Source organism: Binatus sp. (SeqCode) (assembly GCF_049584895.1).
Classification (GTDB): Bacteria; Desulfobacterota; Binatia; order Binatales; family Binataceae; genus Binatus.
In genome coordinates this window covers 1-15701 of record NZ_JBAUYR010000062.1, presented here as the reverse complement: position 1 = coordinate 15701, position 15701 = coordinate 1, and the positions used below count along the sequence as shown (strand labels likewise).

Below are 15701 nucleotides of genomic sequence, written 5' to 3'. Positions count from 1 at the left end.
CGCCAGAGGGGGCGCTGCGAGGGAAGGCTTAAAATGCGGGGGACGTGATTTGGGTACGGCTGCGGCGCCGGCGCTGGCTCAGATGCTTACTGCGCGGCGTGATCTTCAGCCGCAGATGAGGCGTGCCGGCTCGAATCTCGACGTTGCGGCGGAGTTCATGCTTCCACGCCATCATCCGGCGCCTCAGCATGCTCGCGTTGATCTCCAGCGCGTCGCACACCGTGTCGAAGCTGAATGCGTGGCGGCATCGCGCGCTCGCCGAGATCCAACGCTCGGCGTCGATGAAGAGCAGGCGCTTGCGAGTATTTCGCGACACGACTCCTTGCTGGTAGACGTTGATCGCGTCGGCCAGCAGAGCGAGCATTAGGCGCTGCTCTCCGGTCAGGCGATGGCCGCCGGAAACGTCGTAGTATTGGCTGGGAAGAATCTGGTTGAGGCCGACGAAGTGCTCGACCGCGGTATCGAAACTCAGCTGGAAGCCTTCAGACATCTGCAAAACCTGCTGGGGCGCTTGTGTCCCCGGGAGCGAATCCGGAATGCCCCCGAACGAACCCTCATCGGACCGCGATGAGACGGACCCCATGCGCCCTGTTAACCATCGAGTGGCGTTATTGGTTCCCAACTTCGTGTTCCAGCTATCTGGAAATACGGACTGCGGGGGCGTGCGGATTATTCCGGGAGTGAAATGGCGGCGATGCGGAGAACCTAACCCCTAACCCCTTCCCATTGTGGGAAGGGGGACCGGAATGAAAGATTTCGTGCGGCCGTCCTAACCCCCTAACCCCCTTTCCAGAATGGAAAGGGGGAACGCGGAACGCGCAGTGTTTGTTGAGGGGGAAACGGCTTCGGGGTCAGGTCGAGAGCTGATGGACCAGTTCGATTAGCGACGGGTCCAGAGGGCGGCGACGGTTGGCGACGTCGCCAAGGGGGACGCGCACGATTGCGCCCCGCTCCTCGCCAATCAACGAGGGACCGGCGCCGTCGAGGATAGCGCTAACCGCGCCCGCGCCCATCCTGCTCGCCAGCAGCCGGTCTCTGGCCGTTGGCGCTCCGCCGCGCTGGACGTGGCCGAGAACCACCACCCGCGCCTGCATCCCGAGCCGGGCGGTCAGAGCCTCGGCGACCGGGATTACGCCTCCGGTGCGCGGGCCCTCCGAGACCACGACGATGGTCGATCGTTTGCCGCGGCGATGGCTGTCCTCGACCCGGTCGCAAATGTTGTCGAGGCTGAACGGGATTTCGGGGACGATGACGGCTTCCGCGCCGCCGCCGAGCGCAACCGCGATTGCGATAAAGCCCGAGTCGCGGCCCATCACCTCGACGCAGAAGACGCGTTCGTATGCGAACGCAGTGTCGCGGATGCGGTCGATAGCCTCGAGCGCAGTGTTGACCGCGGTGTCGAAGCCAATCGAGTAGTCGGTGCCGGGGATGTCGTTGTCGATCGACGCCGGGATGACGAAGACCGGAACGCCGGTCTCGGTGCCGAACAGCGTCGCACCGATCATCGAGCCCTCGCCGCCGACCACTATGAGTGCCTCGATCTGATGACGCTTCAGGTTGCGGGCCGCGAGGCCGCGGGCGGCGGGCGTGCGGAACTCGGGCGATCGCGAAGTCTCGAGGAAGGTGCCGCCGCGCTGAATCATGTTGGCGACCGATCGGCCGCTGAGCGGCTCGGCAAGGTCGCGGATGAGGCCCTCGTAGCCGCGCCGGAAGCCGATCACCTCGACTCCTGCCACCGCTGCGCTGCGGACCACCGCGCGAATCGCGGCGTTCATCCCGGGCGCGTCGCCGCCGGCGGTAAGAATCGCGATTCGACGCGGTCGCGAGCCTGTCAGCTCAGGAGTTTCGTTATTGCCACTGCCGTCCATGGGGATGGGGAGTGTCGCGCATGCCCCTCCTTTGAATCTAACGAGCGCGCTGCGCAGAACCAACCCGGCGTCGTGCTCGTATCCAGCGGAACTCAACCCCACTTAAGAAACTGGCGATGAAAGTACCTTAATGCAGAAACTCGCTAGCGCGCGGGGACTCTATAAGGCGCCATGCGGCTGAACAACCGATCACGCAGAATCAGCGTGTGAAACAGAACAGCTCCAAAATGGGCGATGAACGCGAGAAATAAGAGATAGGCGAGAACCGTGTGCGCCTTCCGCAATGCCGCGTACAGCATCACGCTATGCGGAAGAATCGGGAAAAGATGCAGCGACCCATACAACACGATCGGATAGCGCGCCGCGGACAACATCCCCCAGCCGACCAGAGGCTGCACAAAAAGCAACGTGTACAGCAAGATTTCCGACTCGTGTGCAATGAAACGCTCCTGCGACGACATCGTCGCAGGAAAAGGAGGCATGGTGCTGAACTGCCGGTTCACAAACCGGATCACCACCAGAATCAGGATCAGGATCCCTAGCGGGCGATGGATTGATACTAGCGGATGGTAGTCGGCGAGCGACGCGACCATGGCAACACCAATGCCGAGCATGGTCAGCACCATCGCGGCCACCAGCCAGTGAAAAAACCGCATGGAAACCGGGAATTGCTGCGGGTTCGTCGTCATCCTGATGCTCACTTTTGCACATCCGAAGGCGTGATCGCGCTCGGCTCTTTCTTCTCGCCCGCTCGTCTCGTAAACGACTGCGAATAAACCGCCGATCGAGCGCTGAGCAGAGGATCGTCGGACGGTGCAATGCCGACCGGCAACACCAACGGATCGAAGTTGATGTCGCGACAGTTTCCAGGCGCCTCGGCCTCAACTTGGTCGAGCGTCAGCGTACCCGCGTCGACGTGCTCTCGATCTTCCGGCCAGGGGAGCGTCGCGTCGTCGGTAGGGTCGCCGGGTTGTCCAACCGTGAGGATCAGCCGCCACTGCACGGGCCCGCTATGAATCCGCGCGATGAAGTCGTCGAAGAGATAGTTTTTGTCGGGATTGGCGGACTGAGACGTGTCTTCAGGCTTAAACGCATCCGCCGGCACCATCGACCATCGAACCGGCGTCGAGACGTCGTCCGCGTCGATGAAACGGAACGCATTGAGACCGTTGAAGGTGCTGTTGTCGAATCCCGTGGAAAATGGTTTGGCTTTGATGATCGTTAGAGCTCGCGCACTCTCAGGATGGGCGGCGAAAAATGCCTTCAGCTTTTCGGGATCCGGCTTGCCCGTCGCCGGGTCCGGCTTCGACGCCAGCAGTTGGTCGTAGAATCCCTGAGCGGTGCTGACCGCGAACACGGGGATATCAACCATTGCCGTCCGCCACTCTTCCCCATTGCCTGCAGTGAAGTCGAGTCCCATTCCGCGCACGGACGCCGGGCTGTCGGACACAAAGGGGTTGCCACCGGGTAGCGAGAAGCGGCCGATGACCGGCACGCGGCCGGTTTGGAACACAACGGCCTTAGAGAGGCGCGCTCCTTGGCCATTGCTGTCGAAGTACCCGGTGACGCACATGCCTTTGGCATGATTGCGACGGAAACCGGAGTGGATTCCGAAAACCTCTTCAAAACCGTTGACGAACCGCGCAGGTGTTAGTTCATGCGGATTGAACCAGCCGCCCAAATAGAGAAACCCTGCGACGACGCATAGGATGACAACGCCGATGCCCGCCAATCGCGCCCGTTTGCTGGATACGCTCAGGGGAGCTGGTTGATTTTCCCCCGATGGGGTCGCGTCGCTTGGCATTGCCATCTCTCCAATGCCTGCTTACCGATCAACATGTTACAAACCGGGACGACCGTAGCCGGAATTTCCGCTTTATCCGGAATTTCCGTTTTGACGCTCCAACTGTTTTTTTCATAGCCCCATTCCAAGCCGTGGAGCAAGCCATCCCTGCACCAGTGAGAGGCGCTCGGGATCAGGGCATGCGCGTGGCTTGCAGGCGCAAGAGCGCGGCCTTGGCTTCATCCTGGGCGTCGCTGACGGTAGCGCTGTTGGTGCCGCTGTCGGTGTCGGCCACCTTTCGGTAGAGGTTGATGGCGGCGACTTTGTTGCCGAGCGCCTCGTAGCTGCGCGCGACGTTGACCTCCGCCCGTTCATCGTTGGGGCAAGCCATCAGCGCATCCTGGTAATACCCGAGCGCTTTGTTGAAATCGCCGGCGGCAAACTTGTCGCCACCGCGATGGGTCGCTGTTGTCTCGACATCCTTGTCGCATCCGCCCCGAGGGGCGCTCGCGACTCCCGGTGTGTAGTTTTGATTCTGATTCGCCTGGAGAGCCTCGAGTTCCTGTTGCTGATGCTCGAGCTGTTCCTGTTGCTGTTGAACCAGCTTGTTGGTGGCATCGATTTGATCGCCCATGCATCCCGAGCCGATGAGCGCGAACATGCCGAGTGCGAGTGCCGCAAGAATTGGTCTGGCCAAATTTGTCACCGACGTCGAAATTGTGCGGGCGCTGTATCTATGTCGCATCGCCAACAATACTGGCGAATAGAAACGCGGTGTCAACTCCGGCGGCGGTGAGCGACACGCCTTCGCTTCACGCTGACATTGCCGTGCCCCTGGCTGGAACGGCCGCCAGCAGCTCGTTAAAGCCCTCGGACATTGTCGGATGAGTAAAGATCGCATCGCGCAGCATCGTGTAGGGCATGCGCCCAATCATCGCGGTCTGAGCCGCCGCCATCTGCTCGCTCGCTTCGAATCCCAGCGCGGTAAAGCCGAGGATCTCGTCGCTATCCTTCGCGATCAGCATCTTCATCAGGCCCCGCGGTTCTGACACGGTTCGGGTCCGGAGCACTTCGGCCATCGGCATCTTGGCCAGCCGATATTCGATCCCGTCACGCCGCGCCTCGGACTCATTTCGGCCCACTCGCGCCAGTTCGGGATCGGTAAACATGCAGAACGGGATGAGGCGATTCTTCGTGGTTCGATTGCCGCCGTTCAGGTTGTCGTAAACGACGCGGAAGTCGTCGAAGGCGACGTGCGTGAACATCGGGCTGCCCGCGCAATCGCCCATCGCCCAGATATTATCGCTGGTGGTCTGAAGCTGCTCGTTGACCTTGATATAGCCATGCGCGTCGAGTTGGACGCCGGTCAGCTCCAGATCTATTCCATCGGTGTTCGCCTTCCGCCCGGTCGCAATCAGCAGGTCGGTACCTTCGATAGTGCGTTTGCCATTCGCGTTGTCCGCATGGACTCGAACCCGATCGCCCGAACGTCCATCAACCTGCCGAACTTCGGTTCCAGTTAACACCTCGATTCCTTCATCAACGAACATATCGCGCAGCACCTCGCCCACATCAGGATCTTCGTGACTGGCGAGTTGCGGGCCGGCCTCGATGACAGTCACTTTCGATCCCAGCCGGCGCATCGCCTGCGACAGTTCAAGCCCAACGTATCCGCCGCCCATCACAACCAGATGTTGGGGCAATCGCTCGAGGTCCAGAACCTCGACATGAGTCATCGGGTTCGCGGCTTTCAGTCCCGGAATTTCGGGCATAGCCGCGCGTGAACCGAGATCGAGGAACACGCGATCGGCGGAGACGGATCTCTTGCCGCCGCTTTTGAGATCGATTTCAACCGTTCGTGGTCCGACGAATCGCGCATTGCCCATGATGAGTTCCGCGCCGCTGGCCTTGGTGCGATCGGCGTGCATCTGACGCAGCCCTTCGACCATCAGCCGCTTGCGCCGCTGAACGGTCTGCATGTCGACGCTCAACGACTCGGTTTTGAGACCGAATTCCGCGCCCCGCCTGGCGAGCGAGATGACCTTGGCGGAGTAGATGATGTTCTTGCTGGGGAGACAGGCAACGTTGGGACACGCACCGCCGAGCAACCAACGTTCGACCACCGCGGTGCGATGACCGGCACCGGCCATCGTCCACGCAACAAACTTGCCCGCCCCTCCGCTACCGATAACCAGGTTCTCAAACTTTTCAATATTGGACATCGGTCTGACTCCTTAAGCAGTACGGAAATTGTAGGTATCGAAGAAGCTGCCTGAAACGGATAGTTACTAGGAGCGCGAGGATTGGATCTGCGATGAGCGAGTGCTTATCTCTTCTGTCGTGCGAAACATTCGATTACTCCTTTGAATGCGCACGCGGACCGGTGTGCCGATGCCGAAGCAGGTAAAATTTTCGCGCCCGAGTCAGAGTATGTCAATCGTGAAGTGCGAGGGATTAATGGCCACAAAACAGTTGGGGAGACACAATGGTGATTCGAAAAAGAAAAGTTCTCGCGAGTATTTCCATGATGCTGGCGCTCGTCGCGCTATTGGTGATCGCAACCCATGCCGTGACAGCCGCGATCAGCGCACCAACCATGCCTCCCGCTGAAGCTCTGAAACTTTTGCTCGACGGCAACCAGCGATTCGTCGCCGGCAAGCTTGAACATCCCAACCAGACGCCGGAACGTCGCGCCGAAGTGGCCAAGGGACAACATCCGTTCGCCGCCGTGCTCGCATGCGCCGATTCGCGCACGCCTCCCGAAATTATTTTCGACCGCGGGCTCGGCGATATCTTCACGGTCCGCGTCGCGGGCAATGTCGCCGACAAGGTCGTGATCGAAAGCCTCGACTACTCGGTCAAGCATCTGGGCGTGCGGGTCGTGATGGTGCTGGGGCATCGTCGATGCGGCGCGGTGATTGCCGCGGTCGAAGGTCATGAAGGCACTGCAGATCAGGACGTCGGCCCGATGCTGAGCGAGTTGAGACCGGCGGTGGCTGCATCCAAAGGCATGCCCGGCGATCCAATCGAAAATGCGGTGCGCGAAAACGTTGAGCTGGTGATGAAGAACCTCGCCACGTCGGAAGAACTATCGGCGATGGTCAAATCGGGCGACTTGAAGATCGTCGGCGGCATCTACGATCTCGACACCGGTACGATCGAGATGCTTAAGGACTAATTTATTGGTTACTGCGCGGCGGGTTGCGTCACGATTACGGCTGCGAACGCCGCCGCCTGATGACCGTCGGTATCGGTCGCAGTCAGGTTGACCACATAGCTGCCGGGATTCGTGTAGGTGTGAAACAGCGCGGTCGGCGGTATCATCGAGACCTGGCCGTCGCCGAAGTTCCAGACATAGCTCGCCAGCGGCGCGGCCTCCGGATTGAGGCTCGAGACAAAGAAGCCGACAGTCAGCGGAGCCGGACCGTAAGCGGGCACCGTTTGAAGCTGAATCTGTGGAATCGTCGGCATCATCATGGGCGTAGGCGTCGCGGTCGCTGCCTGCGCGAATGCGGACGTGGCCGAGCCGACGAGCATCAACAGCGATACTGTAATTCTGAGCGAAAGCTGCCGTGATTGAGCCGAAGCCCTGAGCGAAGCCAAAGGGGAAGAATCTCGACGGACGCTCCGGCGTCCGGCGCCTGCGCGCAAACGCGCTAACGCGCGAGATCCTTCGCTACGCTCAGGATGACACAAAAAAGGAGCGACCAACTTCGCAATCAAATCGTCGCAAATCGAGCTCACTGCATGACGATGCCGCCGTCGGGGTGCAGGATCGAGCCGGTGTAGTACCGCCCTTCCTCGCTGGCGAGGAACAAGGCGGTGTTGGCGACGTCGAGCGGCTCGCCCATCTTCTTCATCGGCACCCGATCCATCAACTGAGTCATGTTGGGCATGTCTTGCAGCTGCGCTGTCATCGGAGTCTTGATGAAACCGGGGCCGATTGCGTTGGCAGTGATATTGAACGGCGCCAACTCGGTCGCGAGCACCCGCGTCAGCATCCACACGCCGGCCTTGCTGACAGAATACTCGCCAACGCCGGGAGTCGGCAGTCGCGCGGCGGCTGACGCTATATTTATGATACGTCCGCCGTTGCCCGCTTCGATCATTGCCTGCGCGCATGCACGGTCGGTCAGGAACACGCCGTCGAGGTTGACGCTCAAGACCTTGCGCCAGTTGGCGAAGGACTTGTTGCTGAGAAACGTGATGTCAGGCTGTCCTTCTTCGCCGTAGTGGGCGTGCGAGATTCCGGCCGCGGCGACCACGATATTGACGCTGCCGAGATCCTTCACCATCTGCGCGACCATCGCATTGACTTGCGCCTCGTCGCTGGTATCGACCTGGTGTGCGATAGCCTTACGCCCCAGTTTTTTGACGGCGGCAGCGGTCTCCTCGGCGGCGGCGAGATGGCGGTCGGCGACGAAGACGTTGGCGCCTTCTTCCGCAAATCGAATCGCGGTCGCACGTCCGATACCGCTCGCTCCGCCGGTAATCAATGCATTTTTGTTTTCGAGTCTCAGAGCCATCAAAAAAACTCCTTCGCAATCTCTATCGTTCTGCGGTTGTTAGCACGACGAGGCGCGCATGAAAATCTATGCTCATCGTTCCGCGTCGAATAGAATCGCAGGTTATGGCACAACAGCAAGCGGCTACCGATCTATCGGAGCCGACCCATCGGTACGTCGAGGTCGAAGGACTCAAGCTTCACTATCTGGATTGGGGCGGCGATCCCGACAAACACACTTTCGTTCTGCTGCATGGCGGCGCGGCGCATGCGCACTGGTGGGACGGCGTCGCGCCCCTGCTGACGCCTTTTGGTCGCGTGCTCGCGCTGGATTTTCGCGGGCATGGCCGCAGCCAATGGGCGCAAGACGGCGCCTACGGTCCGCCCTCGTATTTGAAGGACGTTCGCGGGTTGATCGAAAGCCTCGGCACGCGCGTGATCCTGGTTGGGCACTCGATGGGTGGCGCGGTCGCGCAGTGGGTCGCGGTCACGCATCCCGAACTGCTCGAAGCGTTGATAATCGTCGATGCTCCGCACGGACCGCCGCCGCTGTTTCGCCGCCTGATGTGGCGATGGCGCCGACGTTCGCATGGAGGAGTGCGTCCGGAGCTGCGCTCGGCCGCCGACATCATCAAGAAATTTCGACTGCAGCCGCCGGAGACAACCCTGACTCGGCTGGAGATCGAGCGGCTCGCACTTCATGGCGCCGAACAACTGCCCAACGGTACGTGGGCTTTTCGCTTCGATCCGGAAACGCGCGCGTGGCGCAAGCATGGCATCAAGATGACTCGGCCGAAGATCAGGCAGATAAAGATGCCGACCCTCCTGCTGCGCGGCGATCAGAGCGGGTTAGTGAGTCCGTCGCACGTCAAGGCGATGCATCGGAAGATCCGGGGATCGGTGCTGAAGGAGATTCCGCGCGCGTTCCATCACGTGCCGCTGGACAATCCTGGCGATACCGCGGCAGCGATCATCGAATTCGTCGAGAAGCTGTAGCTATCGCTCAATGACCCGGAATTTTGTCGGCGCCAGGCCAAGCGTTCCACAACATTGTCGCGATCATGCTGGCGGCGACTGCGAACATGACGACGGTGGCTATCCATCCTACAACCCGCTGAAGGGTGGGTAGTCTTAGCCCGCCCGTGATTTTTTTGTTGTCGGTCATCAGCATCATTGTGACCATAATAGGAACCGCCGCTACGCCGTTAATCACCGCACTCCAGAACAGTGCCTTGATAGGATTCAGTCCTATAAAATTGAGCGCGACTCCGATCAAGGTCGCCACGGCCAGGATTCCGTAGAACCCCTTCGCCCGCTCCAGCTGACGTTCGAGTCCTATCGGCCACTTGAGAGCTTCGCCTAGGGCATAGGCTGAAGAACCTGCGAGTACAGGAATAGCAATCAACCCGGTTCCTATAATACCTATGCTGAAAAGCAGGAACGCCAATTCGCCCGCAAGTGGCCGCAGCGCTTCTGCCGCTTGCGCTCCCGTCTCAATGTCGGTGATGCCGTGAGCGTGCAGCACTGCGGCGGTATCGAGGATGATGAAGAAGGCGATGATGTTGGAAAACGCCATCCCGAGATAGGTATCGCCTCGCATCCGATCAAGTTGCGCCGGCGCCTGGCGGGGCGCGTGCTTGAGCGGCTTCTCATGCGGCGCGGCCCGTTGCTCCTCCACTTCGACCGAAGCCTGCCAGAAGAAAAGATAGGGACTTATCGTGGTCCCAAACACCGCAGTCAGCGCGGTCCAATAGCTATTCGAAAAAGTAATCGATGGGATGAAAGTCCCTAGCATCACAGGAATCAAGGGGAATTTGACTATAAGAGCAGTAGCGGCGTACACGAACAATACCAGCGTCGTCCACTTCAGGTACTCAGCATACTGCTTATAGGGCAGTGCGACCGCTCCTATGACAGAAATCACTCCAAAGCCGACAGTATATAAGAGTGCCGGTCCACCTATAGCCAATTGCAGCGCGCTTCCCATTGCACCCAGATCGGCACCCAGGTTGATGACGTTGGCAATCAACAGAAGTCCTATGAGAGGGTAGAGAATGCCGGCTGAGTAGTGACGCCGGATGTTGCCGGCGATACCTACACCGGTTACTCGCCCAATCCACGCGCTGATTTCCTGTATCACCGCCATCAGCGGGTAGCTGAACAGCATCGTCCACAACAACGCGAATCCGAACTGAGCGCCGATTTGCGAATAGGTGGCGATGCCGCTCGGATCGTCGTCGGCAGCACCGGTGACGATTCCAGGACCTAACGCCTTGAGGTAGATGGAAAGTCGCGAGAGCCAGGGCCTTCTCGATTTTTCCGATGCGGCGCGACGTGCGCCACTGCTAGCTTCTTTTGCCATTCTCGCCGACTACGATAAGTCTAGCGAGAAGCCATATTTGAGCCGAATCTTATGCGCGGAGCAGGAAGTCGCTCAGGTCCATCGCGTATTGCCCGTCGCTCAGCGTCATCGACTTGGGCGATCGCTTGAGCATCAGCCGCGAAATGTCCTGTCCTTGCGGAAGCAGGTACACGATGTCCCCGCTGCCCATCGAGAACACGCGCACGCGCTCTTCGCCGCGGCGTTCCTGGCCGGCGACCTCGTAAGAGCTTACATGAAAGACAAAGCCGCGGGCGCGAATCAGGACGCCCTCGGTGGTCTCGACGATTCCCACGAAAATCCGGGTGTTATCGTCCTTGAAGAGCCTGCGATCGATGAGGACGATCCGGTCCCCTTCCGCGATTGCCGCCATCGTGCGTTCCTCCTGTGGCCGTAGCCCGCTGCGATTCTACTCGATCGCGAAGGCTAACACGACGCGCCGAGATCAACGGTAGTGGGCAACCACCCACTACCGGATCCGCCGGCGTCCCAGATCAGCGACCGGCCATCAGGCGCTCAGTCTGCTGTCCCTCACCCTGGGAAGCAGTCCATCCCCGCACGACGTCACTTAGCTCACGTGCCCGAATCAAGTCCAGTCCAAAGCGAATCGGCAACGAACGCGGCAGCGTCTCGATCGCGTCGCGACCGCCGGCGCGCATCGCAAGCCGGTCGAGCAGCCGCGACGTAACCGTCCGGCGCTGCCCGCGCAGATATTGGTCGTTGTACATCTTGACGATCAACTCCGCCGCCAAGCGCACCGCATCCGACATGTTCATCGAATCCGACGCGAACTGATCGAGGGCCTGCTTCAGCGGGAACTGATCGGGATTCCACACCGCGACCGAGCCCGCGCGCATCAGCGTCTCGATGCTCGGGGTCGTGAACGAATAGCCCCATCCCGCAAGCTTGGTGCTGGCCGTCGCCAATTCAGCGGGATCGAGATTGCCCGCCTGCGCGCGCGCTTGCAGCGCAGCCTCGGTCCACACGCGTCGCACCCCGAACTCAGTCTTGGCGAGATCGGCGAGGATCATGTCGTCGGTCCAAAGCACATGCCCCGGCATCGAAGCGATCACGATGCTCTCGGCGCCGTGACGGCCGAAGAATTTCACCAGCCGTTCTCGGCGTTCAGGATCGATCGAGGCAAGCACCGCGCCGTCGCGCACGCGGCACACCGACTGCAACGCATCGGCGAGCCCCTTCAACTGAACGTCGGCGCGCTTGCCGTCGTTGGCGTTGCTGCTGATCGATGCGGAGAATCCGGGCGGCAGGCGCAGGAGAGTATCCTCGAACGCCAGGCGCCGAAGTTCGGCGAGCGTGGACTGCGAGATCACGAACTGACGCGGCCAGGTCGGCAGCAGGCTCAACCGTCCAAGCATGCACAAGGTTGCGATCGCGGTCAGATCGAGCACCACCGCGTTCGCGCGCTCGAAAGCTCCCAGAGCCGCTTCGAGCTCTTCCGGCGATCCGGTGCAGCACTTCAGCGGAGCCTCGGGGCGCTGCGCCAGGATAAACACTGTCTGCAGATCGTTGAGGTTGAGCCGTTCCGCCACCGCATGGATCGGAATCGAGTTGTCGGCGTACGTGCGCTCGGCCTGCTTGAGCGCGTCGTCGCGTTTGCCATTGGCTGTCCCGTTGCCGTGGCCGTTCGCGACGCCATTGGCTTTGCCGTTCGCCACGCCGTTGCCGTTGCCGTTCCCGTTACCATTTCCGTGACTCGCTTCGAACAATGAATCGAAGCTGTCATTCATTTCGCTCCACGGAATCGCGGCGCCACGCACGTAGCTCATTTCAATTTCGGCCTGGCCGGGGAAACGCGCCTGCCAGTTGATAAGCACGTCCATGTAGCGGTAGGCGTACTTGCTGATCATCTGCTTGACGCTCGCCTGACGACGGCTGAAGCGGCCCTCGGGGAGCTGGAATTTCTCGCCGGCCTTCTTGCCCTTGACCGCCTTGGTCATCGGATGCTGGGGGCCGTACTCGTCGAGCGCTTCATCGGCGTCGTTGGCGTCCTCGAGCAGAATCCATTTCTCGGTGTTGGAACCCTCTTCGAGAAAACTGAGCGCGCAGCCGGACCCGGCCATCTCATAGTCGGGCACGTGCGGCATCGGACCGACCGGTCCGAGCGCGGCGAGATACGCGCGATGCGCATCGACGCTGCCACCTTGACGCCGCAACAATTCGTACGCGTACGCGAGGGCCTCGTTGGCGCGGCCACCGTCGCGCATGAACTGCACGGCGGCGCGGCCGAGTGCCGGTGGAATTTCCCGCGCCGGCGGCATCGCATTCGGATCGGCGACAACCAAATCCACCTTGCCGACGCGAGCCGCGACGATCGATCGCCGCAGCTTCAGCACACGGTCTTCAGGATGCGCACCGAGCATCTCCTGGAGCTGGGCCAGCGCGGCCTCCGGATCGTTGCGTTCGAGTTTGTCGAGCTGTTCGGCGACCGAGCCCGCATCCACGGCTTTCTCTGGATGCAGCTGGCGCGAAATGTCGTTGACGATGTCCTCGCGGCCTAGACGGCTGGCGCAATCAAGCAGTCGGCGCGTGTCCGTACCCGCGGTGCCGGCCGGCGCGAGCATTTGCCATAGCGGCAGCGCGTCGCGATAGCGCCCCAAATCATGGAGCAGCGCGGCCAGCTTGCGCCGGTTGTCGGCGCCGATGTCGGGCGTCAGCCCGGACAGAGCCTCGTCGGCAAGCTTCGAGGCCTGATCGAATTTGCCCTGCGCCAATCTGAGATTTGCGCGCAGCGTTCGCATCGTGACCGCGGGCAGGCGCCCTTCGGGAATCGAGGACAACAGCGCGTCGGCGTCGTGATAGCGCTCTGCGGTCGCGAGCGCTTCGACTGAGGCTGCCACTGCGAACGGAAAATCGCCCGCAGGTATCGCGTCCGGCCGCGAGATCGATCGCATCAGCAGCTCGGTCGCCTCCTGCAAATCGCCGGGTTCGTCGCGCTCGCGGAGCGTGACCGCGAGATGATAGTCGATGTCGTCGCGACCACCCACTGCCGCGGCGCGCCGCAACACTTCGATCGCCTCGCTCAGGCTGCCGCGCGATCGCAGCACGATTCCGTACTCGCACAGCCCATTGGCGTCCTCGCGCTCGAGGCTATGCGCCTGTTCGATATCCTTGCCCGCACCGTCGGTGTCGCGCAGCGCGATTCGTGCCTGCGCGCGTCCGATCAACGCCTGCACTTCGCTCGATGCCTGATGCTCCGTCTGTGCGAGCGTGAGCGCCTGCGTGAAGCAGGTTTCGGCCTCGCGTACGCGGCCCTCGTCATTTGGCGCGGGCGTATCGCTCGATCCCTCGCCGGCCATTTCCAGCTCATTGAGCAAAATCGCCTGTCCGAGCACCAGCCATGGGATCGAATTATTCGGCAACGCGGCGCTGGCCAGGCGCGCATAACGCTCGGCGCGATCAAAGTGCGCGTCGAGCAGCGCGCGGCGCGCCATCACCACCGCAACTTCCGGATCCGATGAGAGCTCGGGCGCGACGTTTTCTTCCAGCGTGCGGGCGTCATACGACTTCGGCGCGTTGTTGAGCCACAGCGCAACCGCGCGGCCGCTCGACGGAAACTGCATCCGCAGCTTGTCCGCCAACGCAAACGCACGCTCGCGCTCACCCAGCAGCTCGTGCGCGAGCGCCTCGTTGGTGCACGCGTTCTCTTCTTCAGGCTGCAGCGATTTCGCCGCGATGAACAGCATCGCAGATTTGCGCGGCTCGCCTTCCTTCAGCCATGCGGCGCCGAGGTACGAGAGCACCCGGAACTTGTGCATGTTTGAGAGCTGGCTCCACTTCTGCTCGCGCAGTCGAAGCAGTGCCAGGCGCGCTAGCTGATATTGATGGCTCTCGAGAAATGCCGCGGCGGCCGAGATCTCCTCCCCCAGTGCGTCTGAAGGTCCCGCCGCCGCGGGCTCGCATCGTGCCTCGAGATGAACCACCGCATCGGCGCGCGTCAACGCCTGGCGCTTGGCCGCGGTTCCGAAGTCGGTGAGAATTTGAGGATACTCGTCGAGCAGCTCCTCAATATCGTCCCACGTCAGAACCTCGATCGCCGAGATGCCGTCCTTGCGGTTCGCGCGGTTGAGATCGAACAAGGAGCGCTGCAAGCCGTCGGGCTTGGCGGCCGTGGTCGCGATCACGAAGCGTCCGATTGGAAGCTTCAGGCTCGCGGCCCGGTCCACAGCGTCCTTGATCTCGGCAATCGTCAACTCACTTCGCGACGTGCGTAGATCGCACTTGACCGCGGCGAGTCGCGGACGGCCGCTGATCTCGATCAGGTTGATCCCTTTTTCGGCGCGACCCGGGTCGCGGAATCGCTCGAGCTGAGGGAGCTGCCAATGACGCCGCAGAAGCTTCAGACAGAGTCTTTCGAACTCGTCGGCACTTCTGGGCAGTGGATAACCGGGAGCGAATTTTGCCATAGTGTAACATTTCCTAACACAATGTCGGGAACCAAGGAAGCCCCTCCAACATCACGGCGCGCGAGGGTCGCTTTCAGCACGTAATCGGCGCTGATAAGATGACTTTTTTAACCATGCTTAGTCTCGACAACCTTTCCAAGTCCTACGGGGGCCGCAAGATCCTCGACGGCGTCAGTTGGTCGATGGCCGACGACGGACGCGTCGGACTGGTCGGACTGAACGGCGCCGGTAAGTCAACGCTGCTCAAGATGATCGCGGAAGTGTTGCCGCTCGACTCGGGCAGAATCGCACGTCCGCAGCGCACCCGCGTCGGATACCTGGCGCAGGACGCTCCCGAAATGGGCGGGCGCTCGGTGCTGCGTGAGACGCTGTCGGCGCTCGACCGGATGCAGGCGCTCGACGCGCGGCGCAAGGAAGTCGAGCAAATTCTCGCGCACGAGCATTCGGGGCCGACGCACGACGCCGCGCTCGAGGAATTGGGCGAGGTGCTGACCGAGCTCGAGCATCACGATTTTTACAGCGCCGAGAGCCGCGCCACTTCGGTGCTGTTCGGGTTGGGTTTCACCGAAGAAGATCTCTCGCGCGACGTCTGCGAATTTTCCGGCGGCATCCGGATGCGCATCGCGCTCGCGAAACTCCTGCTCGATGCGCCCGACTTCATGATGCTCGACGAGCCGACCAACCATCTCGACATCGAGGCGCGCAACTGGCTCGAGGATTACCTCGTCGCCTACCAGGGCGG

The 15701-nt window shown here is 61.3% G+C and carries 14 protein-coding genes; 3 read left to right on the top strand and 11 right to left on the bottom strand.

Features of this window, described 5'->3' with window-relative positions; translation table 11 throughout:
- Positions 1 to 28: 28 nt before the first annotated feature.
- From WB650_RS11645 to WB650_RS11620, 6 genes are all read right to left on the bottom strand, one after another.
- Complete coding sequence (locus tag WB650_RS11645) at positions 29 to 490, bottom strand: hypothetical protein (protein ID WP_423960563.1); 462 nt, start codon at positions 488 to 490, stop codon at positions 29 to 31.
- 361 nt (positions 491 to 851) lie between these two features.
- Positions 852 to 1868 (bottom strand): 6-phosphofructokinase, encoded by a 1017-nt coding sequence (pfkA, locus tag WB650_RS11640; protein ID WP_422307606.1) that lies wholly within the window; start codon positions 1866 to 1868, stop codon positions 852 to 854.
- Between the two features lie 143 nt (positions 1869 to 2011).
- Positions 2012 to 2557: a cytochrome b gene (locus WB650_RS11635; RefSeq protein WP_422307608.1), complete on the bottom strand. Its 546-nt coding sequence runs from the start codon at positions 2555 to 2557 to the stop codon at positions 2012 to 2014.
- 8 nt (positions 2558 to 2565) lie between these two features.
- The gene (locus WB650_RS11630) at positions 2566 to 3672 is read right to left on the bottom strand and encodes a catalase family peroxidase (protein WP_423960561.1); all 1107 of its coding nucleotides are present in this window, start codon (positions 3670 to 3672) and stop codon (positions 2566 to 2568) included.
- Between the two features lie 172 nt (positions 3673 to 3844).
- The gene (locus WB650_RS11625) at positions 3845 to 4348 is read right to left on the bottom strand and encodes a tetratricopeptide repeat protein (RefSeq protein ID WP_422307612.1); all 504 of its coding nucleotides are present in this window, start codon (positions 4346 to 4348) and stop codon (positions 3845 to 3847) included.
- Between the two features lie 115 nt (positions 4349 to 4463).
- Positions 4464 to 5873, bottom strand: coding sequence for a dihydrolipoyl dehydrogenase family protein (locus WB650_RS11620; protein ID WP_422307614.1), 1410 nt, complete (start codon positions 5871 to 5873; stop codon positions 4464 to 4466).
- Positions 5874 to 6136: 263 nt separating this feature from the next.
- Between WB650_RS11620 and WB650_RS11615 the strand changes: the two genes are divergently transcribed.
- A complete protein-coding gene (locus WB650_RS11615; protein ID WP_422307616.1) occupies positions 6137 to 6829 on the top strand; it encodes a carbonic anhydrase in 693 nt (230 codons plus the stop codon).
- Positions 6830 to 6837: 8 nt separating this feature from the next.
- Here the strand turns inward: WB650_RS11615 and WB650_RS11610 are convergent, their stop codons facing one another.
- Entirely contained in the window at positions 6838 to 7188 is a 351-nt protein-coding gene (locus WB650_RS11610) for a PKD domain-containing protein (protein ID WP_423960558.1), read from the bottom strand.
- Positions 7189 to 7391: 203 nt separating this feature from the next.
- Positions 7392 to 8177: an SDR family NAD(P)-dependent oxidoreductase gene (locus WB650_RS11605; protein WP_422307620.1), complete on the bottom strand. Its 786-nt coding sequence runs from the start codon at positions 8175 to 8177 to the stop codon at positions 7392 to 7394.
- 104 nt (positions 8178 to 8281) lie between these two features.
- Here WB650_RS11605 and WB650_RS11600 point away from each other — a divergent pair, with 104 nt between their 5' ends.
- Entirely contained in the window at positions 8282 to 9151 is an 870-nt protein-coding gene (locus tag WB650_RS11600) for an alpha/beta fold hydrolase (protein ID WP_422307622.1), read from the top strand.
- Positions 9152 to 9158: 7 nt separating this feature from the next.
- Here WB650_RS11600 and WB650_RS11595 read toward each other — a convergent pair whose 3' ends face one another.
- The 3 genes from WB650_RS11595 to WB650_RS11585 all read right to left on the bottom strand — a co-directional run bounded on the left by WB650_RS11595 (position 9159) and on the right by WB650_RS11585 (position 14959).
- Complete coding sequence (locus tag WB650_RS11595; protein WP_422307624.1) at positions 9159 to 10517, bottom strand: NRAMP family divalent metal transporter; 1359 nt, start codon at positions 10515 to 10517, stop codon at positions 9159 to 9161.
- A 49-nt stretch (positions 10518 to 10566) separates the two neighbouring features.
- Complete coding sequence (locus WB650_RS11590) at positions 10567 to 10908, bottom strand: hypothetical protein (protein ID WP_423960555.1); 342 nt, start codon at positions 10906 to 10908, stop codon at positions 10567 to 10569.
- A 121-nt stretch (positions 10909 to 11029) separates the two neighbouring features.
- On the bottom strand, positions 11030 to 14959 hold the full coding sequence (locus WB650_RS11585) for a PIN domain-containing protein (protein ID WP_423960554.1): 3930 nt from the start codon (positions 14957 to 14959) through the stop codon (positions 11030 to 11032).
- 98 nt (positions 14960 to 15057) lie between these two features.
- Between WB650_RS11585 and WB650_RS11580 the strand changes: the two genes are divergently transcribed.
- Positions 15058 to 15701, top strand: a 644-nt coding sequence (locus WB650_RS11580; protein ID WP_423960552.1) for an ATP-binding cassette domain-containing protein, incomplete at its 3' end; no start/stop codon positions are given.